The 26,431-nt window shown below is 61.6% G+C and carries 30 protein-coding genes; 19 read left to right on the plus strand and 11 right to left on the minus strand.

Annotated elements, in window-relative coordinates:
* The first annotated feature begins 535 nt into the window (after positions 1 to 535).
* Entirely contained in the window at positions 536 to 1,423 is an 888-nt protein-coding gene (rhtA, locus tag PspS04_RS19190) for a threonine/homoserine exporter RhtA (RefSeq protein WP_159997208.1), read from the plus strand.
* A gap of 165 nt (positions 1,424 to 1,588) precedes the next feature.
* Positions 1,589 to 1,870, plus strand: a complete 282-nt coding sequence (locus tag PspS04_RS19195; RefSeq protein ID WP_095168251.1) for a hypothetical protein — start codon at positions 1,589 to 1,591, stop codon at positions 1,868 to 1,870.
* A 19-nt stretch (positions 1,871 to 1,889) separates the two neighbouring features.
* Here PspS04_RS19195 and PspS04_RS19200 read toward each other — a convergent pair whose 3' ends face one another.
* Positions 1,890 to 2,450 (minus strand): TetR/AcrR family transcriptional regulator, encoded by a 561-nt coding sequence (locus PspS04_RS19200; protein WP_159997210.1) that lies wholly within the window; start codon positions 2,448 to 2,450, stop codon positions 1,890 to 1,892.
* 91 nt (positions 2,451 to 2,541) lie between these two features.
* On the opposite strand from PspS04_RS19200, the gene PspS04_RS19205 reads away from it, so the two are divergent.
* Together PspS04_RS19205 and PspS04_RS19210 are read left to right on the plus strand one after the other, a co-directional pair.
* Positions 2,542 to 3,282, plus strand: a complete 741-nt coding sequence (locus PspS04_RS19205) for an SDR family oxidoreductase (RefSeq protein ID WP_095168247.1) — start codon at positions 2,542 to 2,544, stop codon at positions 3,280 to 3,282.
* 36 nt (positions 3,283 to 3,318) lie between these two features.
* Positions 3,319 to 3,909, plus strand: coding sequence for a 2-hydroxychromene-2-carboxylate isomerase (locus PspS04_RS19210; protein ID WP_159997212.1), 591 nt, complete (start codon positions 3,319 to 3,321; stop codon positions 3,907 to 3,909).
* Positions 3,910 to 3,951: 42 nt separating this feature from the next.
* On the opposite strand, the gene PspS04_RS19215 is transcribed toward PspS04_RS19210, so the two are convergent.
* The 5 genes from PspS04_RS19215 to PspS04_RS19235 form a co-directional block, all read right to left on the minus strand.
* On the minus strand, positions 3,952 to 5,760 hold the full coding sequence (locus PspS04_RS19215) for an aminopeptidase P family protein (RefSeq protein ID WP_159997214.1): 1,809 nt from the start codon (positions 5,758 to 5,760) through the stop codon (positions 3,952 to 3,954).
* A 58-nt stretch (positions 5,761 to 5,818) separates the two neighbouring features.
* A complete protein-coding gene (locus tag PspS04_RS19220) occupies positions 5,819 to 6,988 on the minus strand; it encodes a cysteine desulfurase family protein (protein ID WP_159997216.1) in 1,170 nt (389 codons plus the stop codon).
* A gap of 230 nt (positions 6,989 to 7,218) precedes the next feature.
* Positions 7,219 to 7,833, minus strand: coding sequence for a LysE family translocator (locus tag PspS04_RS19225; protein ID WP_095168240.1), 615 nt, complete (start codon positions 7,831 to 7,833; stop codon positions 7,219 to 7,221).
* A 96-nt stretch (positions 7,834 to 7,929) separates the two neighbouring features.
* Positions 7,930 to 8,199 (minus strand): hypothetical protein, encoded by a 270-nt coding sequence (locus tag PspS04_RS19230; RefSeq protein ID WP_159997217.1) that lies wholly within the window; start codon positions 8,197 to 8,199, stop codon positions 7,930 to 7,932.
* A gap of 118 nt (positions 8,200 to 8,317) precedes the next feature.
* On the minus strand, positions 8,318 to 8,683 hold the full coding sequence (locus PspS04_RS19235) for an antibiotic biosynthesis monooxygenase (RefSeq protein ID WP_095168236.1): 366 nt from the start codon (positions 8,681 to 8,683) through the stop codon (positions 8,318 to 8,320).
* 92 nt (positions 8,684 to 8,775) lie between these two features.
* Between PspS04_RS19235 and soxR the strand changes: the two genes are divergently transcribed.
* The 11 genes from soxR to PspS04_RS19290 all read left to right on the plus strand — a co-directional run bounded on the left by soxR (position 8,776) and on the right by PspS04_RS19290 (position 17,339).
* On the plus strand, positions 8,776 to 9,234 hold the full coding sequence (gene soxR, locus PspS04_RS19240) for a redox-sensitive transcriptional activator SoxR (protein ID WP_095168235.1): 459 nt from the start codon (positions 8,776 to 8,778) through the stop codon (positions 9,232 to 9,234).
* A 142-nt stretch (positions 9,235 to 9,376) separates the two neighbouring features.
* Positions 9,377 to 9,835, plus strand: coding sequence for a VOC family protein (locus PspS04_RS19245; protein ID WP_095168233.1), 459 nt, complete (start codon positions 9,377 to 9,379; stop codon positions 9,833 to 9,835).
* A 292-nt stretch (positions 9,836 to 10,127) separates the two neighbouring features.
* On the plus strand, positions 10,128 to 11,339 hold the full coding sequence (locus tag PspS04_RS19250) for a PepSY-associated TM helix domain-containing protein (RefSeq protein WP_095168231.1): 1,212 nt from the start codon (positions 10,128 to 10,130) through the stop codon (positions 11,337 to 11,339).
* Positions 11,336 to 11,878, plus strand: a complete 543-nt coding sequence (locus PspS04_RS19255) for a thiamine pyrophosphate-binding protein (protein WP_159997219.1) — start codon at positions 11,336 to 11,338, stop codon at positions 11,876 to 11,878. The genes PspS04_RS19250 and PspS04_RS19255 overlap by 4 nt, the downstream gene beginning before the upstream one ends.
* Positions 11,875 to 12,222 (plus strand): hypothetical protein, encoded by a 348-nt coding sequence (locus tag PspS04_RS19260; RefSeq protein ID WP_159997221.1) that lies wholly within the window; start codon positions 11,875 to 11,877, stop codon positions 12,220 to 12,222. Before PspS04_RS19255 ends, PspS04_RS19260 begins: the two co-directional genes overlap by 4 nt.
* Complete coding sequence (locus PspS04_RS19265) at positions 12,219 to 12,794, plus strand: DUF6162 family protein (protein WP_159997223.1); 576 nt, start codon at positions 12,219 to 12,221, stop codon at positions 12,792 to 12,794. Before PspS04_RS19260 ends, PspS04_RS19265 begins: the two co-directional genes overlap by 4 nt.
* 34 nt (positions 12,795 to 12,828) lie before the next feature.
* Positions 12,829 to 13,767 (plus strand): metal ABC transporter substrate-binding protein, encoded by a 939-nt coding sequence (locus PspS04_RS19270; RefSeq protein ID WP_095168226.1) that lies wholly within the window; start codon positions 12,829 to 12,831, stop codon positions 13,765 to 13,767.
* A complete protein-coding gene (locus PspS04_RS19275; protein WP_095168224.1) occupies positions 13,764 to 14,516 on the plus strand; it encodes a metal ABC transporter ATP-binding protein in 753 nt (250 codons plus the stop codon). The genes PspS04_RS19270 and PspS04_RS19275 overlap by 4 nt, the downstream gene beginning before the upstream one ends.
* Positions 14,516 to 15,415 carry a metal ABC transporter permease gene (locus PspS04_RS19280; protein WP_095168223.1) on the plus strand — a complete coding sequence of 300 codons (900 nt, stop codon included), beginning with the start codon at positions 14,516 to 14,518 and terminating at the stop codon, positions 15,413 to 15,415. Before PspS04_RS19275 ends, PspS04_RS19280 begins: the two co-directional genes overlap by 1 nt.
* Positions 15,416 to 16,387, plus strand: coding sequence for a metal ABC transporter solute-binding protein, Zn/Mn family (locus PspS04_RS19285; RefSeq protein ID WP_159997225.1), 972 nt, complete (start codon positions 15,416 to 15,418; stop codon positions 16,385 to 16,387).
* Between the two features lie 124 nt (positions 16,388 to 16,511).
* Entirely contained in the window at positions 16,512 to 17,339 is an 828-nt protein-coding gene (locus PspS04_RS19290) for a class I SAM-dependent methyltransferase (protein ID WP_159997227.1), read from the plus strand.
* 96 nt (positions 17,340 to 17,435) lie between these two features.
* Here the strand turns inward: PspS04_RS19290 and PspS04_RS19295 are convergent, their stop codons facing one another.
* Both PspS04_RS19295 and PspS04_RS19300 read right to left on the minus strand, forming a co-directional pair.
* On the minus strand, positions 17,436 to 18,755 hold the full coding sequence (locus PspS04_RS19295; protein WP_095168217.1) for an ATP-binding protein: 1,320 nt from the start codon (positions 18,753 to 18,755) through the stop codon (positions 17,436 to 17,438).
* Positions 18,755 to 19,435 (minus strand): response regulator, encoded by a 681-nt coding sequence (locus PspS04_RS19300; RefSeq protein WP_095168216.1) that lies wholly within the window; start codon positions 19,433 to 19,435, stop codon positions 18,755 to 18,757. The genes PspS04_RS19295 and PspS04_RS19300 overlap by 1 nt, the downstream gene beginning before the upstream one ends.
* A 153-nt stretch (positions 19,436 to 19,588) precedes the next feature.
* Between PspS04_RS19300 and dsbD the strand changes: the two genes are divergently transcribed.
* From dsbD to dsbG, 3 genes are read left to right on the plus strand one after another with little or no spacing between them, the layout of a single operon-like run.
* On the plus strand, positions 19,589 to 21,325 hold the full coding sequence (gene dsbD, locus PspS04_RS19305) for a protein-disulfide reductase DsbD (RefSeq protein ID WP_159997229.1): 1,737 nt from the start codon (positions 19,589 to 19,591) through the stop codon (positions 21,323 to 21,325).
* Positions 21,325 to 22,194: a TlpA family protein disulfide reductase gene (locus PspS04_RS19310; protein ID WP_095168212.1), complete on the plus strand. Its 870-nt coding sequence runs from the start codon at positions 21,325 to 21,327 to the stop codon at positions 22,192 to 22,194. Before dsbD ends, PspS04_RS19310 begins: the two co-directional genes overlap by 1 nt.
* Positions 22,170 to 22,937, plus strand: a complete 768-nt coding sequence (gene dsbG, locus PspS04_RS19315; RefSeq protein WP_159997231.1) for a thiol:disulfide interchange protein DsbG — start codon at positions 22,170 to 22,172, stop codon at positions 22,935 to 22,937. The genes PspS04_RS19310 and dsbG overlap by 25 nt, the downstream gene beginning before the upstream one ends.
* 97 nt (positions 22,938 to 23,034) lie before the next feature.
* On the opposite strand, the gene PspS04_RS19320 is transcribed toward dsbG, so the two are convergent.
* Positions 23,035 to 23,844: an alpha/beta fold hydrolase gene (locus PspS04_RS19320; protein ID WP_159997233.1), complete on the minus strand. Its 810-nt coding sequence runs from the start codon at positions 23,842 to 23,844 to the stop codon at positions 23,035 to 23,037.
* Between the two features lie 416 nt (positions 23,845 to 24,260).
* Between PspS04_RS19320 and PspS04_RS19325 the strand changes: the two genes are divergently transcribed.
* Complete coding sequence (locus tag PspS04_RS19325) at positions 24,261 to 24,809, plus strand: RNA polymerase factor sigma-70 (protein WP_095168205.1); 549 nt, start codon at positions 24,261 to 24,263, stop codon at positions 24,807 to 24,809.
* 40 nt (positions 24,810 to 24,849) lie between these two features.
* Here PspS04_RS19325 and PspS04_RS19330 read toward each other — a convergent pair whose 3' ends face one another.
* Positions 24,850 to 25,644 (minus strand): substrate-binding periplasmic protein, encoded by a 795-nt coding sequence (locus tag PspS04_RS19330; RefSeq protein ID WP_159997235.1) that lies wholly within the window; start codon positions 25,642 to 25,644, stop codon positions 24,850 to 24,852.
* A gap of 104 nt (positions 25,645 to 25,748) precedes the next feature.
* Positions 25,749 to 26,372: a TetR/AcrR family transcriptional regulator gene (locus tag PspS04_RS19335; RefSeq protein WP_095168201.1), complete on the minus strand. Its 624-nt coding sequence runs from the start codon at positions 26,370 to 26,372 to the stop codon at positions 25,749 to 25,751.
* Positions 26,373 to 26,431 lie beyond the last annotated feature (59 nt).

Genomic DNA, 26,431 nt, shown 5'->3' on the forward strand with positions numbered 1-26,431 from the left:
ACTATCAGTCTGACAGCACAAGCACCCACACGAATTGCTTGATTCAGTTGTTAAAGAGCGGTTGGTTAAGATCTTTCGTCTCAACCGAGGCGCGCATTCTACAGCAGCCTCATTTGCTGTCAAGCGGTATTTTCAGAAGTTTTTGAAGATTTCCTCAACAACTTCAACCACTTGCGCTTCCGATCACTCGGTAGCGGGAGGCGAATTCTACAGCGTTACACGCTGCTGTCAACACCTCTTTTTCAACTCCTTTCGTGCTTCGATGAACTGAAGCAACCTGCTGCCGAAAACTGCGTAACTCATTGTTTACCAAGGAGTTTTCCGTTTCGACTGCGCCGGAAGTGGGGCGAATTATAGACATATAGAATCTGCCGTCAACTGCTAATTTGGTTTTTCTATCAAAAGCCGGCACTCCACGGAAAATCGGCAGGCAACCCCACAACCGAGATAAAAAATGCGCAGTATATTGCTCAACTGATCTTAGTTACGCATGATGTAACACATACCTGACTTTTACCCTGGAAGACGCCCCGCAATGAATGAGCAATCCCGCAGCCTGACCTCGACCCTGTTCCCGGTTGGCCTGCTATTAATAGCCATGGCGTCGATTCAGTCCGGCGCCTCCCTGGCCAAGAGCATGTTCCCGGTGGTCGGCGCTCAAGGCACCACAACCCTGCGCCTGATTTTCGCCAGCGTGATCATGATCCTCCTGTTGCGCCCCTGGAAGGCCAAGCTTACCGCCCGCTCACTGCAGACCGTAGCGGTCTACGGCGTGGCATTGGGTGGCATGAACCTGCTCTTCTATATGTCGCTGCAAACCGTTCCACTGGGCATTGCCGTGGCACTGGAGTTCACCGGCCCCCTGGCCGTAGCAATCTACGCGTCACGCAAGGCCATCGACTTCCTGTGGATTGGCCTGGCCATCGTCGGCTTGCTACTGCTGGTCCCCACTGATGCGGCCAGCGCGAGCATTGACCTCATGGGGGCCGGTTATGCACTGGCAGCGGGCGTCTGCTGGGCGCTGTACATTCTCTTCGGGCAGAAAGCCGGCGCCGACAACGGCGTGCAGACAGCCGCCCTGGGCGTGATGATCGCCGCTATCTTCGTCACACCCTTCGGTGTTGCCCACGCCGGCGCTGCCTTATTCACGCCATCGCTGATCCCCGTCGCACTGGGCGTCGCAGTATTGTCCACGGCCCTGCCCTACACCCTGGAAATGATCGCCCTGACCCGAATGCCAGCGCGCACCTTTGGCACCCTTATGAGCGTCGAGCCTGCCATTGCAGCCATGTCCGGCCTGCTGTTCCTCAATGAGTACCTGTCAGTGGCCCAGTGGATGGCCATCAGTTGCATCATCCTGGCTTCGGTGGGTGCTACTTTGACCATGGGCCGTGAAGCTAAACCTATGGTGGCGACTGATTGAGAAACATTCCTACAAAGGTCTGGTATTTCTCTTTCAATTAGGCCATGTTTAGTCGCTATCCGGCATTTGACATGGACAGTTCGGATAGAGAACTTACACCCCGTAAAGCAAAAGCGTAGGCTGTCAGGCTCGGTTGCCAGACCCGAGACCGCAATAGGGAAAGGAATGAAACGATTTTTGGTATTTATAGCAGTACTTGCCATCGCAGGATGCGCCGCAACCTCTAAAACCGAAGTCAAGCGCGGGAAGAAAGGCCTGCATATCAATTGCTCCGGCCTTTCCTCTTCGTGGGACCAATGCACGGCGACCGCCGTCAAGGCGTGTGGACCAAAGGGCTACAGAGTCGTCGCCAAGTCCGGGGACAGCGTTGAAGACTCGGGGGACTATCCCTTCGGCCTCAACCCTGCCGGTTATACCAGCCGCAGCATGATTATCATCTGCAAGTAACAGCGTCGGCGCTTGCGGTTCAGCGAGCGTCTATCTGGCGTGCGATCTCTTCGTAGCTCGAGGACAACACGCTGCTCTGGATCTGCGGGCTCACCAGCATTCGCGCCACCACCAATGCCCCGACACATTGCGACAGAATCGCCCACGCCAGGCTGTCACTCTGCAGAATGGCCGCCCAGTTCTCGTGCAACCGGCAGATCCAGTGTTCGGCCTGCTGGCGCACCGCAGTGTCGGCACGGGCAATTTCGGCGCCCAATGCCGGTAGCGCGCACCCGGCGCCTGGCTGTTCGACATGGGCCATGCTCAAGTAGTGCTTGAGGCAACGCTCCAGCCTGACGCGACTTAATTCACCGTCGCCACTCAAGCGCTCAAGACTCTGGCGTAATTCACGCTCGACGATTGAGGCAAAGAGCTCGTCTTTCGACGAGAAGTGACTGTAGAACGCACCGCCACTGAGACCAATGGCTTTCATCAAGCCATCCACTCCCACGGTGGCAAACCCCTCCTGCTTGGCGGACACCGAGCTGCTTTCCAGCAGTTTCTGCCGGGTTTCCAGCTTGTGACTGGCTGAGTAACGCATCGCGGCTCCCAAAATTGCATCGTCTTGACGTCGCGCTGATCGTAGCATAACGTTCGTTTAGTTAACGACCGTTTACCAAAGAGCGATGACTATGACCACAGCTACCCATAACAACAAAGTCGTGCTGGTTGTCGGTGCCGGCGACGCCACTGGCGGAGCCATTGCCAAACGTTTTGCCGAAGAAGGATTTATTGCCTGCGTCACTCGGCGCAGCGCCGATAAGCTGCAGCCGCTGGTTGACGCGATCAATGCCAATGGCGGCCAAGCCCACGGCTTTGCCTGTGATGCGCGCAAGGAAGAGGAAGTCATTGCGCTGGTCGAGCAGATCGAGAGTCAGATCGGCCCCATTGAAGCGCTGGTCTTCAACATCGGCGCCAATGTCCCCTGCAGCATCCTCGAAGAAACCGCGCGCAAATATTTCAAGATCTGGGAGATGGCCTGTTTTTCGGGGTTTCTCAATGCCCGCGAAGTGGCCAAGCGCATGGTCACCCGCCAACGCGGCACGATTCTGTTTACCGGGGCCACTGCCGGCCTGCGCGGCGCCGCAGGTTTTGCTGCATTCGCCGGGGCCAAGCATGGCATTCGTGCCCTGGCACAAAGCATGGCCCGGGAACTGGGGCCGCTGAACATCCACGTCGCGCACGTGGTGGTCGATGGCGCCATCGATACCGACTTTATTCGCGACAGCTTCCCGGAAAAATACGCACTCAAGGCCGAAGACGGGATTCTCGACCCTGAGCACATTGCCGAGAACTACTGGTTCCTGCACAACCAGCCGCGCGATGCGTGGACCTTCGAGCTGGACCTGCGGCCCTGGAGCGAACGCTGGTAAGCACTGCCTCCCAACAATAATCAGAGTGCATCGAACATGAGCAAGTGCGTGGAGTTTTTCTTTGACCTGGGCAGCCCGGCCACTTACCTGGCCTACACCCAACTGCCAGGCATCTGTGAACAGACCGGCAGCCAACTGATTTACCAACCGATGTTGCTCGGCGGGGTATTCAAGGCGACTGGCAACGCGTCACCCGCGACCATTGCAGCCAAGGGGCGCTACATGTTCCTGGACCTGGATCGCTACGCCAGACGCTACGGCGTCGAGTTTTCGCTCAATCCGCATTTCCCGATCAACACCCTGTTGCTGATGCGCGCTGTCACCGGCATGCAGGTGCGCCATCCCGAACGTTTCCTCGACTTTATCGACTGCCTGTTTCGGGCGCTCTGGGTCGATGGGCGCAACCTCAACGACCCGGCGACCGTTGCCACAGTCCTCACCGAGCACGGCTTCGACCCGCAGGAGGTACTGGCGTTGACCGTCGACGATGAGGTCAAGGCCGCGCTCAAGGACAAGACCGAGCAAGCGATTGCGCGGGGAGTATTTGGCGCGCCGAGCCTGTTTGTCGGTGACCAGTTGTACTTCGGTCAGGACCGCCTGGACTTTGTCCGCGAAGCATTGAGCTGACGCAGCGCGCCGCAGCCGCAAGGGCTGAGGCGCACTCTGTAGTCAAATGGCAGCAGTGCGCGTGAGCAACCACTCAAGCGCTGGCCCTTCGAGCAACGGGCTCAGGCGCCGGCGCACTTCGGCGTGATAGCCGTTGAACCACTCGCGCTCATCCTCGGTCAGCAAGGAGGTTTCCAGGCAGCGGGTGTCGATCGGACACAGGGTCAGGGTTTCGAACCTGAGGAATTGACCAAATTCGCTGCTACCCGCCTCGCGGTTCAACACCAGGTTCTCGATACGTACCCCCCAGCGTCCCGGACGATAAGTGCCAGGCTCGATGGAGGTAATCATCCCCGGCTGCATCGCGGTCTGTGGCGCGGCCGCCGCCTGATAGGCAATCACCTGCGGGCCTTCGTGCACATTGAGGAAGTACCCGACGCCATGCCCGGTGCCATGACCGTAATCCACGCTTTCGGCCCAGATCGGCGCCCGCGCAATGGCGTCGAGCAGCGGCGAGAGAATGCCCCGCGGAAACTGCGCACGGGACAAGGCGATCACGCCCTTGAGGACTCGGGTGCAGTCGCGTTTCTGCTCGGCAGTCGGCGTGCCGACGGGGACCATCCGAGTAATGTCGGTGGTGCCGCCCAGATACTGGCCGCCGGAATCGATCAGCAGCAGGCCGTCGCCTTCAATCACCGCATGCTCTTCTTCGGTCGCGTGATAGTGCGGCATGGCACCGTTGGCGTTGTAGGCGGCAATGGTGTTGAAGCTCAGCGAGACATAACCCGGGCGTCGGGTCCGGGCCGCGGTCAGGTGTTCGTCAATGGTCAGCTCGGTAATACGCTCGCGCCCCAGCGCGCTGTCGAGCCAGGTGAAGAACTCGCAGAGGGCAGCGCCGTCCTGCTCCATGGCCTGGCGAATGTGCTCGGCATCGGCCAGGCTTTTCTGCGACTTGGCCAGGGTGGTCGGGTTCAAACCTTCCACCAGCTTCACGCCGCTGTGCAGGTTGCCCAGCAGGCCGGCTGTGACCCGCGCCGGGTCGATCTGCAGGCTGCTGCCACCCGGAATGGCCGCCAAGGCCGCAGCCACTTCGCTGTAATCGCGCAGCGTCACGCCGTCCTGCTCGAGGATCGCCCGCAGTGGCGCATCGACCTTGCTCAAGGCCACAAACAAGGTTGCCTGCTGCTGGCTGATCAGCGCAAAGGACACGAATACCGGGTTGAACGACACATCGGCGCCACGCAGGTTGAACAGCCAGGCAATGTCGTCGAGGGTGGCGATGAAGTGCCAATCGGCACCGCGGGCGAGCAGGGTTTCGCGCAAGGTAGCGAGCTTGTCGCCACGGCTGACGGTCGCCTGGGGTGGCAAGTGCTGATAAATCGGTTGGTCCGGCAAGCTCGGGCGATCGCTCCAGGCTTCGCTCAACAGGTCGAGATCGGTGCGCAGGCGTGCCCCGCGCTCTTCCAGCTTGCTACCCAGGGTACGCGCCGAGGCAACGGCCATAACCGCGCCATCCACCGCTACCACGCAGCCTTCCGGCGTTTGCTCGGCCAGCCACTCCAGAGGTCCCGGCTGGCCCGGTTGCAGTTTCACCAACTCGATACCGCTGCCCTTGAGTTCCTTGCCCGCCTGTTCCCAGTAACGGCTGTCGGCCCAGATGCCGGCAAAGTCCTGGGTGACGATCAGGGTCCCGACCGATCCATGAAAGCCCGACAGCCACTGGCGCCCTTGCCAGTAACCCGGCAGGTACTCCGACAGATGGGGATCGGCCGACGGCACCAGCAACGCGTGAATACCCTCCCGGCTCATCAGCTCGCGGGTGCGCGCCAGGCGCTGGGGGACCGTTCCCTGGGTCAAAGGCTGCGTACTCATCATGTCTCCTGCTAACCACTTCAATATTGTTATAGGGCGCTGACTTATGGTCGGCGCATCAGGGTTGGGCGGTCGCCCAGAACGCCGGTGCACTGGCGGTTGCCGCCTTGATCAACTGGGCGGCCTGATCGATATCCTGCTCACGGGTGAAGCGCCCAAGGCTCAAGCGAATCGTGCGCCCCGCCGCCCGGGCATCGTGGCCCAGGGCCAGGAGCACATGGGAGGGAGCGTTGCTAGCGGAATTGCAGGCCGAGGTCGCGGAGAACGCTATCGAAGCGCTCAACGCCTGGGCATTGAACTCGCCTTCGTGGAAGGTCAGGCTCAGGGTGTGGGGAATACGCTGGCTCGGACTGCCATTGAGCCGCAGGCCCGCGATGCCTCCGAGTTGCTCCAGCAAGCGCTCGCGCAACCGCGAGATGATCCCGGCCTCCTCGGCAAAATGTTCGGCCGCCAATGCAAAGGCAGCGCCCATGCCCGCGATCTGATGAGTCGCCAGGGTGCCGGAGCGTAAGCCGCCTTCGTGTCCGCCACCATGGATCTGCGCCTGCAGGCGCTGCTCGGCCCGCGGGCCGACGTAGAGCGCGCCGATGCCCTTGGGGCCGTAGATCTTGTGGGCGGAAAACGACATCAGGTCGACCGGCCACTGCGCAAGGTCAATCGTCACCTTGCCCGCGCCCTGGGCGGCATCGACGTGGAACAAGGCCCCGTGTTCGCGCACGCGCTGGCCGATGGCCGGGATGTCGTTGACGGTGCCCAACTCGTTGTTGACCAGCATCAGCGACACCAGGAAGGTGTCTTCGCGCAGCGCCGCGCTGACCGCTTGCGCGGTGATCAGGCCATCGGCGTCGGGCAGCAGATAAGTGACATCGACCCCGGCATCCTGCAATTGCCTGGCCGTATCGAGGATCGCCTTGTGTTCAATCTGGCTGGTGATGATGTGCCCGCCCGGCTGTTGGCGGGCCTGGGCCACCCCCTTGAGGGCCAGGTTGTTGGATTCTGTGGCGCCGGAGGTCCAGACGATCTGGGATGCCTGCGCGCCCACCAGGTCGGCGACTTGCTGACGCGCCAGTTCGACCGAACAGCGGGCCTGCTGGCCAAAGGCATGGGAGCTGGAGGCTGGGTTGCCGAAGTTGCCGTTGAAGCCCAGACAATCGACCATCACCTGGATGACCCGCTCATCCACCGGCGTGGTGGCGGCGTAATCAAAATATAAAGGACGTGTATTCATAAAAAAGGCTCGCAGAGCAGGTTCCGGGATCAGGTGCGGCGGATGCATTCACTGCGCGCTGCCCGCTTGCGGCGCCCGCTTGCGGCGCTCGCTTGCGATGGCGCATGACGGCAGCAGTTCCAGCAATACCTGATCGGATGCAGTTAAAGAAGGACAACTTCATTAAAAGTGCGTAGGAACGCTCCTGAAGTTGAGCTTAACAGGCATCTGCCACCGGGTTGAAGCACCAGTCAGCCAAAGCTCTGCTGCAACATGGGGTACAGCGAGGCCACCAGCAGCAATGCCATGCCCCAGTTGAATAGGCGCAGCCAGCGCCGGTCCCGCAGGACATTGCGCAACAGCGAGCCACAGACCACCCAGACACCGACGCTGGGCAGGTTGATCAGGGCAAACACGGCCGCGATCACAATCACATTGGTGAAGTAGCCCTGCAGCGGTGTATAGGTACTGATGGCACCAATTGCCATGATCCAGGCCTTGGGATTGACCCACTGGAAGGCCGCCGCGCCCAGGTAGCTGATGGGCTGGCCGCGCCCCTCTTCGCTGTCCGAGACCGGCCCTGCGTGGGCAATCTTCCACGCCAGGTACAGCAAGTAGGCCGCGCCGACAAAACGCAGCACGTTATAAAGCAACGGATAGGTTTGAAATACCGCTCCCAGGCCAAACCCCACGGCCAGCACCAGGACAAAAAAGCCGCAGGTAATCCCCAGCATGTGCGGGATGGTACGGTTAAAGCCGAAATTGACCCCGGAGGCCAGCAACATGGTGTTGTTCGGCCCGGGCGTGATCGAAGTCACCAGGGCAAACAGAGCAAAGCCGAGCAATACATCCAGGGAGAGGGTCATGGTGCGATTCCATCAGGTCAGTCAGGACTCGACCCTATCGCAGCGTCCACACGGCGGGCACGCACAGTTAGCAAAAACTTCAAGCAGTACAGTCGCTCAACTCGCCCGGCCGTGCAGTTGTGGGGAGCGCTCGGCGTTCATCTCGGCCTGCGGGTCAAATCCGCTGGCTTTGCTTGGCTGGGGTAGCAACTGGGCCTTTTTCGCCTGGTATTCATCAAACGACAAGCCACGACGACTCAGCGCTTCCAATGCCAGTTCGCGGCTTTCCTCGGCCGAATAAGGCCGCAGTTCCGGGGCCGGGTGAGTGGCGCAACCGGCAAGCAGCGAGGCGATCAACAACAATGTGGCGCTTGGCAAATGATTCATGGGGGGCGATTCCTGAGAGCTGTCCTGAAGCAATGGACACAGGCTACGCCCCAGCCTTTCTCGAGAAAAATCATCGCGCTCGATAGTCCTTATCGAGTTTTTTGCGCGTTAGCGCGTCCTAGCCCACCAGGCTGCATTGCAAGGCATTGTCCGGGCTGCGCTCAATGCTGCGCAGAACCTGGAACGAGCCGAAGGTCACACCCTTGGCCTGATGGGTGCGGATCAACTGCCAGAAATCCTGCTCACCGCTTTCGAAACTGCGAAACGCCGCCTCGCCTGCCTCACGGGTTTGCCACTGCAGGTAATTGAGCACTCGCCGTCCGTCATCGCTGGCCTGCACACTGGCGCTGAGAAAGCCGCTGTGGTGCTGGGCCAGTCGCTCGGTCTGGGCGGATAACGCCGACACCAGGCCATGTTGTTGGTGGGGCTCGATCTCGAATTCGATCAGTTGGGTAAAACTGCGATTGTTCTCTATCGATTGCATGAGGATTCCCCCTGGCACGTAAGTCGCATCTTGCGAATTGAAGGTTGGCAGGATAAAACCTCTAGTTAAGTCAAGGTCAAGTGGCAATTGAAATGATCAGCAAGGAACACCTGCACAAAGAGTTGAGTGTCGGGCAACTGGCGCAGCGCAGTGGCGTGGCGGTTACCGCCCTGCACTTCTATGAGTCCAAGGGGCTGATCCACAGCAACCGCAACCCGGGCAACCAGCGTCGTTATCCACGGGAAGTGCTGCGTCGGGTGGCATTGATCAAGGTGGCCCAACGCCTGGGCATTCCCCTGGCGGAAATCGGCGCGGCCCTCAAGTCCCTGCCTGACCATCGCGCGCCGACGGCGGCAGACTGGAAACTGCTGTCGGAAAAGTGGAGCAATGACCTTGATGAACGGATCCGTCAACTGAGCCTGCTGCGCGACAAACTCAATGGCTGTATCGGTTGCGGTTGCTTGTCGATGGAGGCCTGCCCGCTGCGCAACTACGGGGATGTGCTGGGTGAGCAAGGCGCCGGCGCGCAGTTGCTGGTACCGGGTCATTGATAGCCCCTGATTGATAGCCACTTGCTGGCCATGCAGCAACCCGTCGGCCGATCCGTGGCGGCATCAGGGCTGGCCTATAGTTACTCGACCGCAAATCGGCGAGAAACAGTGCGCCATCCCCCACCCACCCTGGAGAACCGTCATGAGCGTTAAACCCATCCCGGAGGGTTATCACAGCATCACGCCTTACCTGGGAATCCACAAAGCTGCCGAGGCCATCGAGTTCTACAAAAAAGCCTTTGGCGCCACTGAGGTCATGCGCCTGTCGATGCCCGACGGCAGCATCGGCCATGCCGAACTGCGTATCGGCGACTGCCCGATCATGCTTGGCACGCCGTGCGACCAAGGCCCCTTGAGCAATCCCGACACCTCGCCCTCAGTCGGCCTGCATCTGTATGTCCAGGATGTGGATCAAAGCTACGCCCAGGCAATCAACGCCGGTGGCATCGTGGTGTCCGAGGTCAAGGACCAGTTCTACGGCGACCGTTCGGGCACCCTGAAAGACCCCTACGGCCATTTATGGTTTCTGGCCACCCGCAAGGAAGACCTGACTCAGGAGCAGATCGAACAGCGCGCCAAGGACATGTTCAATCAGCAATAATCCCCAGCCCCTATAGGAACTGGCTTGCCCGCGAACCACAATCTTCAGCCTGAGTGCTTGTTTTCGGGGCGCTGGCGATTGTTTTTGCTGGCAAGCCCGGGCCAACCATTGCGGCGCCTGCAGCCATGAATGCGTCTTGGAAACATTTGCTTTCATATTGTTTTTCGGGATTTTTGATTCTCATTCGTCTTAAATAGATGCAGCAGGTCGCGTAGGCAAAAGCTACGGCCGGCTTTTTCGGGAATCACGGTGCATCCACACCGCTCCTCTCATCGAATCAAGACCCTCATTCATGTCGAAGAAGTCCCGTTCCAAACTGTGGTTTCTGGTGCACAGCTGGCTGGCATTGCCCATCTGGTTCTTTGTACTGATCGTCTGCGTCACCGGCACCCTGGCGGTAGTCAGCCAGGAGATCGTCTGGCTGGCCAATCCGGACATCCGTGCCGGCCAACCATCCGACGACGCCGAACTGTTGAGCTATGACCAGGTCATTGCCGCAATCAAGCAGGCCGAACCACTCACTATCGTCGAATCCATCAGCCGCCCGGATGAATCGCACTTCGCCCTGTCAGCCCAGGTGAGCTACCCGGACGGACGCTCGGTCGAGGTCTATGTGAACCCCTACAGTGGCGTGATTCAAGGGATCAGCCCGGACTTCAACTTCCAGGCCTTTACCCGTGCACTGCATGGCTGGTGGCTGGTGCCCTTTACCAACGGTTTCAGCTGGGGCTGGTACCTGGTGTCGTTCCTCGGCATTCCACTGCTGGTGTCTTTGATCACTGGCCTGGTGGTGTACAAGAAGTTCTGGAAGGGCTTCTTCAAGCCCACCCTGCGGTTCAACCACGGAGCGCGGATCTTCTGGGGCGACTTCCATCGCCTGAGCGGCATCTGGTCGATCTGGTTCATCGCGGTGATTTCCATCACCGGCATCTGGTTCCTGATCCAGGCCCTGTTGTTCGACAACCAAATTTCCATCTCCAGCGAGCCGGTGGTCCCGGTGGTCGCCCGCGAAAGCGTGCCCCTGTCGGCTGATGGCTCCCCGCCGAAAATGCTCGACCTGGACAACGCTATCCTGATCGCCCAGGAGAAAATCCCCGGTTTGGAAGTGAGCTTCGTCAGCCTGCCGAGCAACGCCTACAGCCACCTCAACATCGGTGGCCGTGGCTGGTATCCGCTGATGTTCCAGACCGCCACGATCAACCCCTACAACGGCGACATCGATGCCTCGCGGCTGCTCTCGGACCGCACCGGCCTGGAGTTCGTCACCGAATCCATGCGCCCGTTGCACACCGGCGACTTCGGCGGCCTGTGGATAAAACTGATCTGGTTCTTCTTCGGCCTGGTCCTCAGCATGATGGTGCTCAGCGGCTTGCTGATCTGGACCAAACGCACCGCCCTGGCCACCGCCCACGCGCTGAAGCGCAGCAACAAGACGCCCCGCCCGGCCAAGGTCGAACAACCGGTGGCAGCCATGAACGACAACTCACCGGAGGGTAACCTGTGAGCAAGGCCATCACCGCAGTCACTCCTTCGCGCCTGAGCGTGTTCTGGCGTAAATGGCGCTTTCACATCAACATCCTGCTGCTCCTGATTCCACTGGGGTTCATGCCCAAGTACTTCGCCGACGTCGCGCTGTTTCGCGGCGACAGCGGCCTGGGTGAGCGGGAAGTCGGTGAAATCCAGGTCGGCCCCTGGAGCCTGCGCCTGGCCGAACTGCGCAATCAGGAACCGCAACTGTCAGGCCCGGCCGGCTACATGAAGAGCTTTAACGCAGCGCTGTGCCAATCCTGCATCGGCCAGGTCAAGGCGACTTACCTGCGCATTGGCAAACCCCGCAGCCTGCGCGCCGCCGGGGTGATTTTCTTCGGCGCCCCCTATCGCATGGGCGCGACCTTGCCGATCCCCGAGAAGAGCAAAACCGACGCCGAAATCTGGATCACCATGGAAGGCTGGGACGGCAGCATGCATCAGGCGGCCGTGCCGCTTGCCCAAGCATCCCCGGCCACTATCGCCTGGCTGAACAAACAAGGAGGCAAACCATGACCGTTGCCCGCAGCTTGACCCCTTTGCGCCTGCTTGGCAGTGCGCTGGCCCTGGCCCTCGGCGCGGGCTTCAGTGCCCAGGCGCTGGCCCACAACCCGATGTGCGAATGCAAGGCCATCGACGCCGAGCAGATCCAGTGCACCGGCGGCTTCTCCGATGGCAGTGGCGCACCTGGCGTGACCCTGGATGTGATCGGCTATGACGAAACCATCCTGGTGCCGGGCAAACTCGGCGCCGACTCGACCCTGACCTTCAAGAAGCCCGGATCCGAGTTCTATGTCTTGTTCGACGCCGGCCCAGGCCACGTGGTCGAGATCGACCAAGCGGATATCGAGACCCCATGAGTACGCCCACCACACAGCTCGTCCGCCCGGCCGGTGCCGGCCATGAAACCCTCTACGTACTGTTGCTGTGCCTGGCGATTCTCGCAGTTGCCGGTTCCGTGGTGCTCTGGCGTGGCGAGCCAGAGGTGGTCAGCAGCGTGCAAACCCATCAACTGGATGCGCGGCGCGATCTCGGCGCCTCGGAGCAAGGCATTTATGCCGACCTGCGGGTGACCCTCGATGAAATCCACCTGCTGCGTGAAGAGCAGCAAGCCCTGCCGACCCCGCAAGTCCTGGCCGACGAGGGTTTTGCGCCTTTCGCCCAAGACGCCAGCTCCGTCAGCCGTGGCGCTCACGCCTGGCAGTTGTTGGACAGTGGCGCGTACTTCGGGCAGAGCCAGGTACCGAGTGTCGCCGGTTCCTTCCTGATGCGCCTGAGTGCGCACGGCAACACCGAACCGGATATCTGGCTCAACCGCAGCGCCAGCCTCCAGGCCCCTGCCGATCTGGCCGACGCCGCGCTGATCAGCGCAGGCTGGCAGCAGGTCATCGCCCAATTCGACGCCGGCGTCACTCGCCAGCATCGTCACTGATTTGCGTATTTACCCCAGAGAAGACCGTTTGCTCATGCCTAGTTCATCTGCGCACCATCGTTTTCTGTACCGTGCACGCCTGCTGCTGGCAGGCCTGCTGGCCCTGGTGGTCATGCCCCTGGCCAGCGCCGAAGAGGCCAAGCGCCTGCGCATCGGCATCACCTTGCATCCGTACTACAGCTACGTGGCCAATATCGTCGGCGACAAGGCCGAAGTAGTGCCGTTGATTCCGGCCGGTTTCAATCCCCATGCCTATGAGCCTCGTGCCGAAGACATCAAGCGCATCGCCGGCCTGGACGTAATCGTGCTCAACGGAGTCGGCCACGACGACTTCGCCGACCGCATGATCGCCGCCAGCGAAACCCCCAACGTCAAGGTGATCGAGGCCAACGAAAACGTGCCGCTGCTGGCGGCCACCGGGATTGCCGCGCGGGGCGCAGGCAAGGTGGTGAACCCGCACACTTTCCTGTCCATCAGCGCCTCCATTGCCCAGGTCAACAACATTGCCCGGGAACTGGGCAAGCTTGACCCCGCCAACGCCAAGACCTACACCCAGAACGCCCGCGCCTACGGCAAACGCCTGCGGCAGATGCGGGCCGACGCCCTGGCCAAGCTGACCAAGGCGCCCAATGCCGACCTGCGGGTGGCCACGGTCCACGCGGCCTACGACTACCTGCTGCGCGAATTCGGCCTGGAAGTGACCGCCGTGGTCGAGCCGGCCCACGGGATTGAGCCGAGCCCGAGCCAACTGAAAAAAACCATCGACCAACTGCGCGAACTGGACGTCAAGGTGATCTTCTCGGAGATGGATTTCCCCTCCGCCTATGTCGACACCATCCAGCGTGAGTCGGGGGTAAAACTCTACCCGCTGTCGCACATTTCCTACGGTGAATACAGCGCCGAGAAATATGAAAAGGAAATGACCGGCAACCTCGACACCGTGGTCCGGGCGATCCAGGAGGCCGGGGCATGACCATCCAGCAAACCCTCACCACGCCACTGGCCGGACCCGCCATCGAGTTCGCCGACGTCAGCCTGACCCTTGGCCGCACGACCATCCTCGACCAGGTCAGCTTCCAGGTCCAACCCGGCAACGTGCACGCCCTGGTTGGCCCCAACGGCGGTGGCAAGAGTTCTCTGATCAAGACCCTGCTTGGGCAAATGCCCCACCAGGGCCGCTTGAGCCTGCAATGGCCGGGTGAGCCCGGGACCATCGGTTATGTGCCACAGGCCCTGGAGTTCGACCGCGGGTTGCCGATGACTGTCGACGATTTCATGGCCGCGATGTGTCAGCGGCGTCCGGCGTTTCTGGGTATCAGCCGGCATTACAGCGTGGCCATCGGCGAAGCCCTGGAACGGGTTGGCATGCAGGACAAGCGCAAGCGCCGCATGGGCGCGCTGTCCGGCGGTGAGCGCCAGCGCGTTCTGCTGGCGCAGGGCTTGATCCCGGCGCCCCAGTTGTTGGTGCTCGATGAGCCGATGTCGGCCCTCGATGAAGCCGGTATCCAGGTGTTCGAACGTTTGCTGGGAGACTGGCGTCAATCCGGGATCAGCGTGCTGTGGATCGAGCACGACCTGGAAGCCGTCGGCCGCCTGGCCGACCGCGTCACCGGCCTCAATCGCCGGGTGCTGTTCGATGCCACACCCAAACAGGCCCTGACCCCGGAGCGTTTGCTGAGCCTGTTTTCCACCCACCCACGGACGAGCGGGAGCGCTGCGTGATGAGTTACGAAGCCTTTCGTTTGATGATCCAGGGCTGGGCATCTTCCGGCTATCTGCCCGAAGCGCTGGCCTACGGGTTTGTGGTCAACGCCCTGCTCGCGGGCCTGTTGATCGGCCCGGTACTGGGCGGCCTGGGCACCCTGGTGGTGGTCAAGCGCTTTGCGTTTTTCTCCGAAGCCGTCGGCCATGCGGCGCTGACCGGCGTGGCCATCGGCATCCTGCTCGGCGAACCCTACACTGGCCCCTATGGCAGCCTGTTCGGCTACTGCCTGTTGTTCGGCATACTGCTCAACTACCTGCGCAACCGCACCGGCCTGGCGCCGGACACCCTGATCGGGGTGTTTCTCTCAGTGTCGCTGGCCATGGGCGCGAGCCTGCTGCTGATTCTCGCCGGCAAGATCAACGTGCACATTCTGGAGAACGTGCTGTTCGGTTCGGTGCTGACGGTCAACGGTAACGACCTGCTGGTGCTGGCCATCGTCGGCACGCTGGTGATGGGCCTGAGCCTGCCGCTGTACAACCGCATCATGCTGGCCAGCTTCAACCCACAACTGGCGGCCGTACGCGGGGTGGCGGTGAAGACCCTCGACTACCTGTTCGTGATCCTGGTGACGCTGATCACCGTGGCGGCAGTAAAAGTCATCGGCGCGATTCTGGTGGGCGCCCTACTGGTTATTCCAGCCGCTGCGGCGCGCCTGTTGAGCCAATCGCTCAAGGGCTTTTTCTGGTGCTCGGTGCTCATCGCCACCATCAGCACCCTGTGCGGGATTCTCGCGCCGATTGTCTTCGACCTGCCGATTCCATCCGGTGCGGCAATCATTCTGGTGGCCGGTATCGCCTTCGCCCTCGCCGCCATTGCGCGCGGTGTAGTGCCCAGCCTCAAAGGGAATATTGGATAAATGGCTTTCTCCATGCGTCAGCTGACTTTGGCCATCGCCCTGTGCGGCCTGGCCACCAGCAACACCTTCGCCACCGACCGCTTCGAACCGATGCGCCTGGTGGCCAATAACGGCGTCGGCAACACCGTGCTGCATGCGGCCACCTCGGCCCACAAAGTGCGGGTGCTGGCCTCGCTACCCATCACCTATGGACTGGCCAACAGCCTGGTCGAAGGCAGCGAGATCATCCTGGAACGGGCGGCTGCGGCCAACCTCCCCGGCTCGCGCCAGGCCGCCTACTTCACGGGTCGCGGCGCACCCGCGCTGCACAAATTGTCCATGGACGCCGATGCTGTGATCGGCCTGCGCTCGATCTGGGCGGATGACCCGCTGTACCCCAACGCCCGACGCAGCAATATCCGTATCATTGAAATCGACGCGGCGCGCCCGGTCGATGGCGCGCTGCCTGGCGTGGCGCTCCAGCCGGGCACCAGCGACGGGCTGAACAGCCAGCCGTGGATGGCCACCAACAACATGGGGCGCATGGCTGACGTAATCGCCGCCGACCTGGTGCGCCTGGTGCCAGAAGCCAAACCGCAGATCGAGGCCAACCTGGCTGCGCTCAAGCAGCGCCTGCTCAAGCTCAGCGCCGACAGCGAAGCGAAACTGGCCGAGGCAGACAACCTCAGCGTGTTCAGCCTCAGCGATCACTTCGCTTACCTGATCAGTGGCCTCAATCTGGAGCCGGTAGGTGTCGATGCCCGCGCCGATAACGAGTGGACGGCCGACGCCCTGCAACAACTGAGTACCACTCTCAAGGACAACGACGTGGCACTGGTGCTGCATCATCGCCAGCCGTCGGCCGCCCTGCAGGCCGCCATCACTGCCGCTGGCAGCCAACTGCTGGTCCTGAACACCGAGGGGGTGGACCCGGTGGCCGAACTGTCCGGCAACATCGAACAAGTACTCAACGCCCTGCTGCAGAAGTCCTGAAGCGCCCCGCCTGATTGCGCGGGCCCCGGTGCCCGCGCTTACAAAATCCCTCAAGAAACCCCGTCCCAGCCGGTGCTAGTCTGCCCTGCACATAATCAGGACCGACCAGGATGGGGTCTTCACCATGAGTGACTATATCTCGCTGAACAAGGCCAACTGGGACGAGCGCGCCCCGCTCCATGCGGCCTCCAGGGACTACGCGACCCAGGCCTTCGTCGAGGCCACCGATCATCTGTCGCAGGTGGTGCGCTTCGACCTGCCATTGCTGGGTAACATCCGCGGGCTGCGCGGGGTGCACCTGCAGTGCCACATCGGCACCGATACCCTGTCGCTGGCCCGTCTGGGCGCGCAGATGAGCGGGCTGGATTTTTCCCCCGCGGCCCTGGTCCAGGCGCGCTCCCTGGCCCTGCGCTGTAACACGCGGATCGACTATGTCGAAGCGGATGTCTACAACGCCTGCTCCGTATTGCCCGCGGCCTCCTTCGATCTGGTCTACACCGGCATCGGCGCTTTGTGCTGGCTGCCGAGCATCGACGCCTGGGCGCGCACTGTCAGTGGCTTGCTCAAGCCCGGTGGCCGGCTATTCATTCGCGAAGGGCATCCAGTGCTCTGGTCACTGAATGAAAGCCGTGCGGACCTGTTGTCCATCGAACAACCCTACTTCGAGCGCGAGACTCCGCTGGTGTGGGATGACGACAGCACCTACGTCGATACCGACGTTTCACTCAAGGCCACACTAACCCATGAGTGGAACCACGGCCTGGGGGAGATCATCAGCGCACTGCTGAACCACGGACTGGCCATTAGCGGATTGGTCGAGCATCAGAGTATCCCCTGGGACGCCCTGCCAGGGCAGATGAGCCGCGATGAACAAGGTGAATACCACCTCAAGCAGGCACCTTGGCGCCTGCCGCTGAGTTACACCTTGCAGGCCATCAAGCACGGCGCCTGAAGCGCAAACACGAAAAAGCCCGTTGAACCGAAGAATCAACGGGCTCGGGGGGCATCAATTGCTTCGCGGGCACGCCTTGCTCCTGCGGGCCTGGGGTCAGGCCTGGAGCGGCATGGTCAGCTCGACGCGCAAGCCATCAGGACGGCTGTCGAAATGCAGGACACATTCGCAGCGCTGGACAATTGCCTGGACAATCGCCAACCCCAGGCCACAACCGGTGCTCCCGCCGTTGCGCCAGAAGCGCTGGGTCAGGTGCTGCAGGTCATCGTCGGCAATTCCCGGACCATGGTCACGGACCTGGAAGCGCACTCGATTAGCAGTGGTTTCCAGGCTCAGCTCCACCGGTCCGTCATCGGGTGTATGCCGCAGCGCGTTGTCCAGCAGGTTACGCAAGGCGGCAATCGCCAATACCGCGGGCATCTGCAGCGGTGCCTGGGAACAACCCGGCGGCACATGCAACTGGATCCGCCGGCGATCACCGCTGGACGCGTCCTGGATGGCCAGGCGGGCGACCTGCTCGGCATTGCACTGCACGCCGTCGTCGAACGACAGGCTGCCCTCGACCCGTGCCAACAGCAACAACTGCTCGAGGGTCCGATGCAGACGATCGGCACCCTCCTCCGCACGGGCCAGGGATTGGTCGCGGGCCGCGCCCTCGGTCATGCGCGCCACTTGCAGATGGGTCTTGATCGCCGTCAGTGGACTGCGCAGCTCATGGGCGGCATCGCCGGTCAGGCGCCGTTCGCGTTCGATGGCCTTGCCGATACGCTGGAACAGTTGGTTCTGGGTTTCCAGCAACGGCTTCAATTCACTGGGAAATGCCTGCAATTGCAAGGGTTCCAGCGAGTCGGCATTGCGCCGCATCAAGGCTTCGCGCAGACGGTTGAGCGGTGCCAGGCCCTGGCCGATCCCCAGCCACAACAGGCACAGGCAGCCGAGCAGCGCCACCGCCACCGGCACCGAGGCCGCCAGCAGAATCGACATGTTCAGGGCCTCGCGCTCGATCTGCCGATCCGCCGTGGTGATCCGCACATCGCCCCGAGCCAGGGTGAAGCTGCGCCACGGAGCGCCGTCGATCATCTGGTCGTGGAAGCCCATCTTCTCGGCTTCCAGCGCTTGTTCGGGATGATTGTGGCTGCGGGCCAGAATTTCGCCGCGCAACGAGCTGACCTGGCAGGCCATGCCCCCGGGCACGTTCAGTTGTTCGGCACTGAAATGGGTGCCCTCGCCCTTGCTCGGCAGGCTCGGCAACTGCTCCAGCAACCCGGCCACCATGCGCGCCGACGCCACCAGACGCTGGTCGAGGGAAAACATCATCTGGTTGCGCAGGTCGCTGAGCATCCAGGCCGCGGCCAGGGCCCAGATCAGTGCAAATGCGGCGCCGAGGGTCAGGCTCAGGCGCAGGCGCAGACTCATCACTTGCTTGGCCCTGCCCCATCCGCCGGCCCCAGGCGATAGCCCAGGCCGCGCACGGTTTCAACGATGCCTTTGCCGAGTTTGCTGCGCAAATGGTGGATATGTACGTTCAGCGCGTTGCTCTCCAACTCGTCGTTGAAACCGTACACGCTGTCCTTCAGTTGCTCGGTCGACAGCACCCGGCCGCGGTTATGTAGCAGCGCTTGCAACAGCGCTTGCTCGCGACGCGAGAGGTCCACCGGCTGGCCGGCCAACAGTGTTTCCCGGCTGCTGGGGTCATAGCTCAGGGCGCCATGCTCGATCAGGTTGACGCTGCGCCCCGCGACCCGGCGCAGCAGGGTGTGCAGGCGCGCGGCCAGTTCGCGCAGGTCGAAGGGTTTGAGCAGGTAGTCATCGGCACCGGCTTGCAGGCCGTCGACGCGGTCGGTGACCGAGTCCCGGGCAGTCAGGATCAGCACCGGAATCTCCAGGCCCTGGTGGCGCAACTGCTGCAGCAGTTTCAGGCCGTCTTCGTCCGGCAACCCAAGGTCGAGCACCATCACATCGAACTCGGCAACCTTGAGCATGGCCCGGGCCGCCGATGCCGTGGCCACATGCTCGACGGTCAGGCCCTGAGCGGTCAGGCCGGCTACAATGCCGCTGGCAATCAGCTCATCATCTTCACAGACAAGTACGTGCATGGTGAGACCTGCAGAAAAATGTTGATTAAGAAGGCGACGGATTAAGCGGGCATTATGCACCGCCCGCCGTTGCCACAAGGATAACGCGGTTAATCATCGGTTAATCGTCACCCCTCATGGTGCATCCAAATTGCACCGGTATAAGGCTTGCTCATGCGTCGTCTGTTTTTACTGTTCCTGGTTTTTTTTGCCAGCCTGGCCCAGGCCGCGTCGAACCCGTTCGAGACCAAACCCGATTTCCTGCCCGTCGGCAAAGCTTTCGTTTTTACCTCCGAGCGTCTTGAGTCGGGCGAAACCCAACTGTTCTGGCAGATAGCCGACGGTTACTACCTGTACCAGAAGCGCATGAGCTTCAACGGCATGGCCGAGGCCCACAAGCCAGCATTGCCTGAGGGCGAGGCCCACAGCGACGAGTTCTTTGGCGACCAGCAGGTCTACCGCCAAGGGCTGGAACTGAAGATCCCGGCCGGCGCCACCGGTCAGATCAAGGTCGGCTTCCAGGGCTGTGCCGATGCCGGCCTGTGTTACCCACCACAGACCCAGGTGGTCGACCTCGGTGGCGGCGCGGCGCAAGCCAACGCCAGTGAGGCGCCGGACCAGGCCCTAGCCAGCGGCCTGCAGCAACACGCCCTGGGTTGGAGCCTGCTGGTGTTCTTCGGCCTGGGCCTGCTCCTGGCCTTCGCCCCTTGCTCGTTGCCGATGCTGCCGATTCTCGCCGGCCTGGTGGTTGGCAGCGGAGCCAGCGCCAAGCGCGGCTTTGCCCTGGCCGGCAGCTACGTGGTGAGCATGGCGCTGGTGTATGCCGCGCTGGGGGTACTGGCCGCCCTGCTGGGTGCCAATTTGCAGGCCCTGTTGCAGAACGCCTGGCTGCTCGGCAGTTTTGCCGTGATCTTCGTGCTGCTGTCGTTGCCAATGTTCGGCTTCTTCGAACTGCAACTGCCGGCCGCCCTGCGTGATCGCCTGGAGAACGCCAGTCGCAAACAAGGTGGCGGCAGCCTGGTCGGCGCGGGCATCCTCGGGGCGCTGTCCGGTTTGCTGGTGGGACCGTGCATGACCGCACCGCTGGCCGGCGCCCTGCTGTACATCGCCCAGAGCGGCAATGCCCTGCACGGCGGGCTGATCCTGTTCAGCATGGGCCTGGGCATCGGTTTGCCATTGTTGCTGCTGGTGACCGTTGGCAATCGATTCCTGCCCAAGCCCGGTGCCTGGATGAACCTGCTCAAGGGGGTTTTCGGCTTCCTGTTCCTGGGTACCGCGCTGGTGATGGTGCGCCCAGTGCTGGACCCGGTGCTGTGGGTCGGGTTGTGGGGTGGGCTGTTGCTGGTCATCGCCTACAGCGCCTGGCGCCAGACCGAAGGTTTTGGTCGCGCCACCCACCTGTTCGGCGGCCTGGCCCTGTTGTCCGGGTTGTGGGGTAGCCTGCTGCTGATCGGGGCCGCCGGTGGCAGCGACGACCTGTTCAATCCGTTGCAGGTGTATCGCGCGCCGAGCTCCAGCGCGATCGCTGCGCCGACCGCCCACGATGCCTTCATCACCGTCAAGGATCCCGCCGAGTTGCAACGCCAGCTCGACGATGCCCGCGCCCAGGGCCAATGGGTGTTGCTGGACTACTATGCCGACTGGTGCGTGTCCTGCAAGATCATGGAGAAACAGGTATTCGGCAAACCCCAGGTCATGGAGGCCCTCAAGGAAGTGCGTCTGCTGCGCCTGGACGTGACCGCCGACAACCCCGCCAGTCGCGAACTGCTCGCTCGCTACAAGGTTCCGGGGCCACCCAGCCTGTTGTGGATCGGTGCCGACGGTGTCGAGCGTCGCAGCCAGCGCATTACCGGCGAAGTGGATGCCGCCGGTTTCCTGCAGCGCTGGGACATTACCCGGGACGCGCGCTGATGCTGACCTTCACCCTCGGTACCTTCGCCATCGCTCTCAATCACCTGCTGCTGATCAGTGCCCTGGCACTGGCGACCTTTGTCGGCTGGCGGGTGGCCAAGCGTGGCGGAGATAACCCCGAGTCGGTGCTGTTCGGCCTGTTCATGCTCGGCATGCTGGCGGCGCGCCTGGCTTTTGTCGCGTGGTACTGGCCCCACTACCGCAACGATCCCTGGCAGATCATCGACCTGCGCGACGGCGGCTTCCTCGCCTGGCCGGGGGTGATCGTGCTGTTGCTGGCCGCCTTGTATCGCGGCTGGCGGCGACCCGGGCTCCGACGCCCGATGGGTTTCGGCGTCGCCAGCGGCCTGGCGTTCTGGCTGCTGGCAAGCCTGTCGCTGAGCATCTACGAACAAGGCACGCGCCTGCCGGATATCACCCTGCGCAACGCCGCCGGGGAAACCCTGCAACTGACCGACTACCAGGGCGGCCCACTGGTGATCAATCTGTGGGCCACCTGGTGCCCACCCTGCCGCCGGGAAATGCCGGTGCTGGAAAACGCCCAGCAACAACGCCCCGACCTGACGTTCCTGTTCGTCAACCAGGGCGAAAGCATGCAAAGCGTCGCTACCTTTCTCGAGACCCAAGGCCTGAGCCTGAGCAACATGCTGTTCGACCGCGGCGGCCGCCTGGGCCAGGCCGTGGGTTCGATGGCCCTGCCGACCACGCTGTTCTATAGCCCGGACGGACGCCTGCTGAGCAGCCACCTGGGCGAACTGTCCAATGCGAGCCTGGCCCACGCCCTGGAAGCCTTCGAGCCCTCCACCCCTGCCACAGCACCCGCCACCTCTGTAAGGAAACTGCCATGCCCCGCCTCCGCCACCTGCTGACGCTGACCCTGGGCGCTGCCCTGTTGCACCTGCCGTCGGTGCAGGCCGAAGAACTGCCCGCCGCGATCAAACAGATGGAAGCCAAGGGTGCAAAAATCATTGGCAGCTTCGATGCGCCCGACGGCCTGCGCGGGTATGCCGCGCAATACCAGAACCGCGGCATGGCCTTGTACCTGACACCCGATGGCAAACATGTATTGCTGGGCAATTTGTATGACGCCGAAGGCAAGGACCTGAGCGCCGAGCCGCTGCAAAAACTGGTGTATGCACCGATGGCCAAGGAGGTATGGGCCAAGTTCGAGACCAGCCACTGGATTCAGGACGGCAACCAGGATGCACCGCGCGTGGTGTACCTGTTCAGCGATCCCAACTGCCCTTACTGCACGCTGTTCTGGGAGCAGGCACGGCCTTGGGTGAAGTCCGGCAAGGTGCAGTTGCGACACATCATGGTCGGCATCATCCGTGAAGACAGCCCGGGCAAATCCGCCGCCCTGCTGGCCAGCAAAGACCCAAGCAAGGCCTTGGACGCCCACGAGAAGGCCGGCAAACAAAGCACCCTCAAGGCGCTGAAAACCATCCCGGCAGACGTGCAGGCCAAGCTCGACGCCAACTTGCAGTTGATGGACGAACTCGAACTGTCCGCCACCCCGGCGATTTTCTACCTGGACGCCAAGGGCGAACTGCAACAGCAACAAGGCGCGCCGTCGCCGGCAAAACTGGCCGCGATACTCGGACCGAAATAACCCACCGCTCTCAACGACATTGCAAGACTCGGCAGCCTTTTCGCTGGCAGGCTCCGCTTGCCAGCAATGAGCCTGGATTATCTTCAACGTAGGACCGTCAACGATTGGCCAGGAATGCCAACAACGCCTCGGTGACGAATTGTGGGTTTTCCAGATTGCAGATGTGCCCCGCCTCGGGCACCAGTTGGTAAGGGCAACCGATCAACTCGGCCATTTCCATGGTTTCTGAAGGCGGCCTTGGCGTGTCCTGCTCCCCGCACATCAACAGCGTCGTATCCGGGTTCAATTGATTCAGGCGCGCCAGCATGTCTTCGCGACCGAAGGTGATACGCCCCAGCGGCACGATGCTCCTGCGCAGCCGTTCGGCTGACAGCGCGGCCAATGAGTCGCGCAACTGTCGATACAACGCTGATTGCGGGTCGATTCCCGGCCGGAAGAAGATTGGCACCACGACATCGAGGATCTGCGGTGTAATTGCACCCGCCTCCTCAATCTGCTTGAGCAGTGAGAAATAGTATTGCCGAGTGGCTTCGGGCTCAGCCCCCAGGTACGTGTCCATCAGTACCAGGGCGCTTATGCGTTGCGGGTGCGACAGGGCCAGGCGCGCTCCCCACATTCCGCCCACTGAAAGACCCACCAGTGCGACACGCTCAATGCCCAGGTGATCGAGTAACGCCAGTGCCTGGCGCGCCAGGTCATTGAGTGAAGCGGTTCCCTGCGGCAGCGTCCCGGACTCCCCGTGCCCCCACAAATCCAGGGCAATCACCCGATAGTGTGAGGACAACGTGGCAATCTGCGGCGCCCACATGGTCTGGTCCCACAAGTAGCTTCCAGCCAGGAGCACGGCAGGGCCAGTGCCCTGATCAATATAGTGAAGGGGCTCACCATCAATAGTAACGAAGGGCATCCTGTATCTCCTGCGTAGGCTCTGTTGAAAAAATCCCCGCAAAGACTGTTCCGCCCGGGTACCTCCGTCAATTCAAGCCTTAACAGTAGATATTACAGAACCCCCGACAACAGAAACCACGAGCCCAAACAAACCGCGATCAACAGCAGTGGCCCATCCGACCGCGCAAAACTTGGTAAACCAAGGCGCAATTGCCCCATACGAACGGATGGAGCAACGAACGAATTGATTCTGGCAGGCGAGCCAGCGCCGCAACCCAAAGCGTGTCAGCGTGAGCTTGTCGGCGAAAGACAAACGGAATTAATTCTTCCTCTCAATTGACAATTATTATCATCCAGCCTAGCTTGTCGCTCAATGCGTTGGACGGATCCGAAGCGCTGGTCGTCCCACTAACTTTTTGCAGCGAGGTGACTTCCATGGCGCAATCCGTTTCCACAGACAGCTGCGACTCATCCTTACTCCAGGCGTTCGTCGACAACCGGCTGATGCTGGTGAAGACTGCGGCACGTATTACGGGTTGCCGGTCGCGTGCCGAAGACGTGGTGCAAGACGCTTTCTTCCGCTTGCAATCGGCGCCCCAGATCACCTCTTCGTTCAAGGCCCAGCTCAGCTACCTGTTTCAGATCGTGCGCAACCTGGCGATCGATCACTACCGCAAACAGGCCCTGGAGCAGAAGTACTCGGGCAGTGAAGAAGAAGGCTTGAATGTGGTCATCCAGGGTGCTTCACCGGAAACTTCGCACATCAACTTCCGCGTCCTGGAAAACATCGCCGATGCCCTTGGCGAATTGCCCAGCCGGACCCGCTACGCCTTCGAAATGTATCGCCTGCACGGCGTGCCACAAAAAGACATCGCCAAGGAACTGGAGGTCTCGCCGACCCTGGTGAACTTCATGATCCGCGATGCGCTGGTGCACTGTCGCAAGGTCTCGGACACCCTCAGCGATACCTTCGCCCGCCGCTGACCAATCCCTCCCCCCGACCTCGCAGAGTTATGAGCTGATTTCAGCCCTGGGGCACAGCGACGAGCGCAATCTTGTAAGGCTGGAAAATCTTCAGCATCTGGCCGTTATCCCGCAGGCCCTGCAACATCTTGCCGAACGCTTCGCCACTGAGCGGTGCCTGCGGACGGATCAGGGCGTAATGGTGATAGACCTGATCAACCCGCTCGGACACCAGCAAGTGGGAGGCGACCTGTTCGTTGCACAACACGTAGTCACTCAAGAACGAGCGGGTAACCAGGGCGATGTCGGCACGACCGCGCAGCACCATCAGCAGGTTGCTGTCGTGGGAATACGTCAGCGTCACGTTGTAGCGGCTGGCGAGATAGCGAGTGTCGGAATTGAAGTCGGCAAAGGCATAGTGATAGCCATTGAACAGCGCGAGGCGTTTGTCCTGCAGGTCGGAAAAATAGCTTTGCGCGCGCTCAGGGAGCAGTTGCGAGACGAACACCTCCGCATCCTCCAGGCCCATGTCGACGGCGGTGTGCGGGACATCCTTCCAGCCCCACTGGGGATTCTCGAAGATAGCCACGTCGATCCGGCCCTGCTTGAAATCACCGAAGCGGCGCGGAATGGAGGTGGGCACCTGGACAAATTGATAGTCGCTCTGCAACTGGTTGAGGGCGACGATCAATTGCGCGAGAAGACCGGTATCGGCGCCGGTTTCCGGGCGAATGGTGTAAGGCGGGAAATGCGCCGCGCCGATGCGCACCAGTTGTGCGGCCGAACTCGGCGCTACCGACAGCGCACCTAGCGCCATCAACAACATCCGCGAAGCCATCCGAACTGGCGAATACATCAACCAACACCACCCCTGAAAATAGACCCACCTGGATTAAGCTAGGCGGTTTCGCCCACTAAGACAACGCGATGGTGGCTATTTAATGCGTTTTGCCCAAATCGTCATGCTTGCGTCAGCACCAGAATCAACGCCTCATCGGCCAACTGATCGAGGTTCATGCTGCCATCGGGGCGAAACCAGGTGGTGGTCCAGGACAATGCACCGGTGAGGAAACGACGGGTGATGAACAGATCCCCGCGAATCAGCCCCGCGTCCTTGGCTTCTCCCAGTACCTGCAGCCAGATCTGCTCGTAAATGTCGCGCAGCGCCAGCACCTGGGCCTGCCCGCCTTCGGACAACGAGCGCCATTCGTAGACCAGCACCGCCATCGCCTCGCCGCTGCCGCCCATGATCGACTGCAACTCGCAGCGGATCAGCGCCAGGACTCGCTCGCGCACGCTGGTTGATTGCGCCAGGGCGGCGCGCATCAACGCGGTGTTGTAGCGAATGGTTTCCTCCATCACCGCGCGCAGGATTTCGTCCTTGCTCTTGAAGTGATGAAAAATGCTGCCGGACTGAATCCCTACCGCACTGGCCAGGTCGCGCACCGTGGTGCGTTCATAGCCCTTGTTGCGAAACAGGTGGGCCGCCATCTGCAGCAGTTTGCCGCGAGCGCTGTCCGGATCGGTCAGTTGCCCGTTGTCGACCAACTCGCGCATTACCAGCAGAGCTTTTTGCTCGTCCACCCATTCTCTCCTACAGTCGCTCGAACCCAGTGCACACACCACAAATGCCGTGGCTGGCG

Origin of the sequence: Pseudomonas sp. S04 (assembly GCF_009834545.1) — a bacterium.
Lineage (GTDB): Bacteria > Pseudomonadota > Gammaproteobacteria > Pseudomonadales > Pseudomonadaceae > Aquipseudomonas.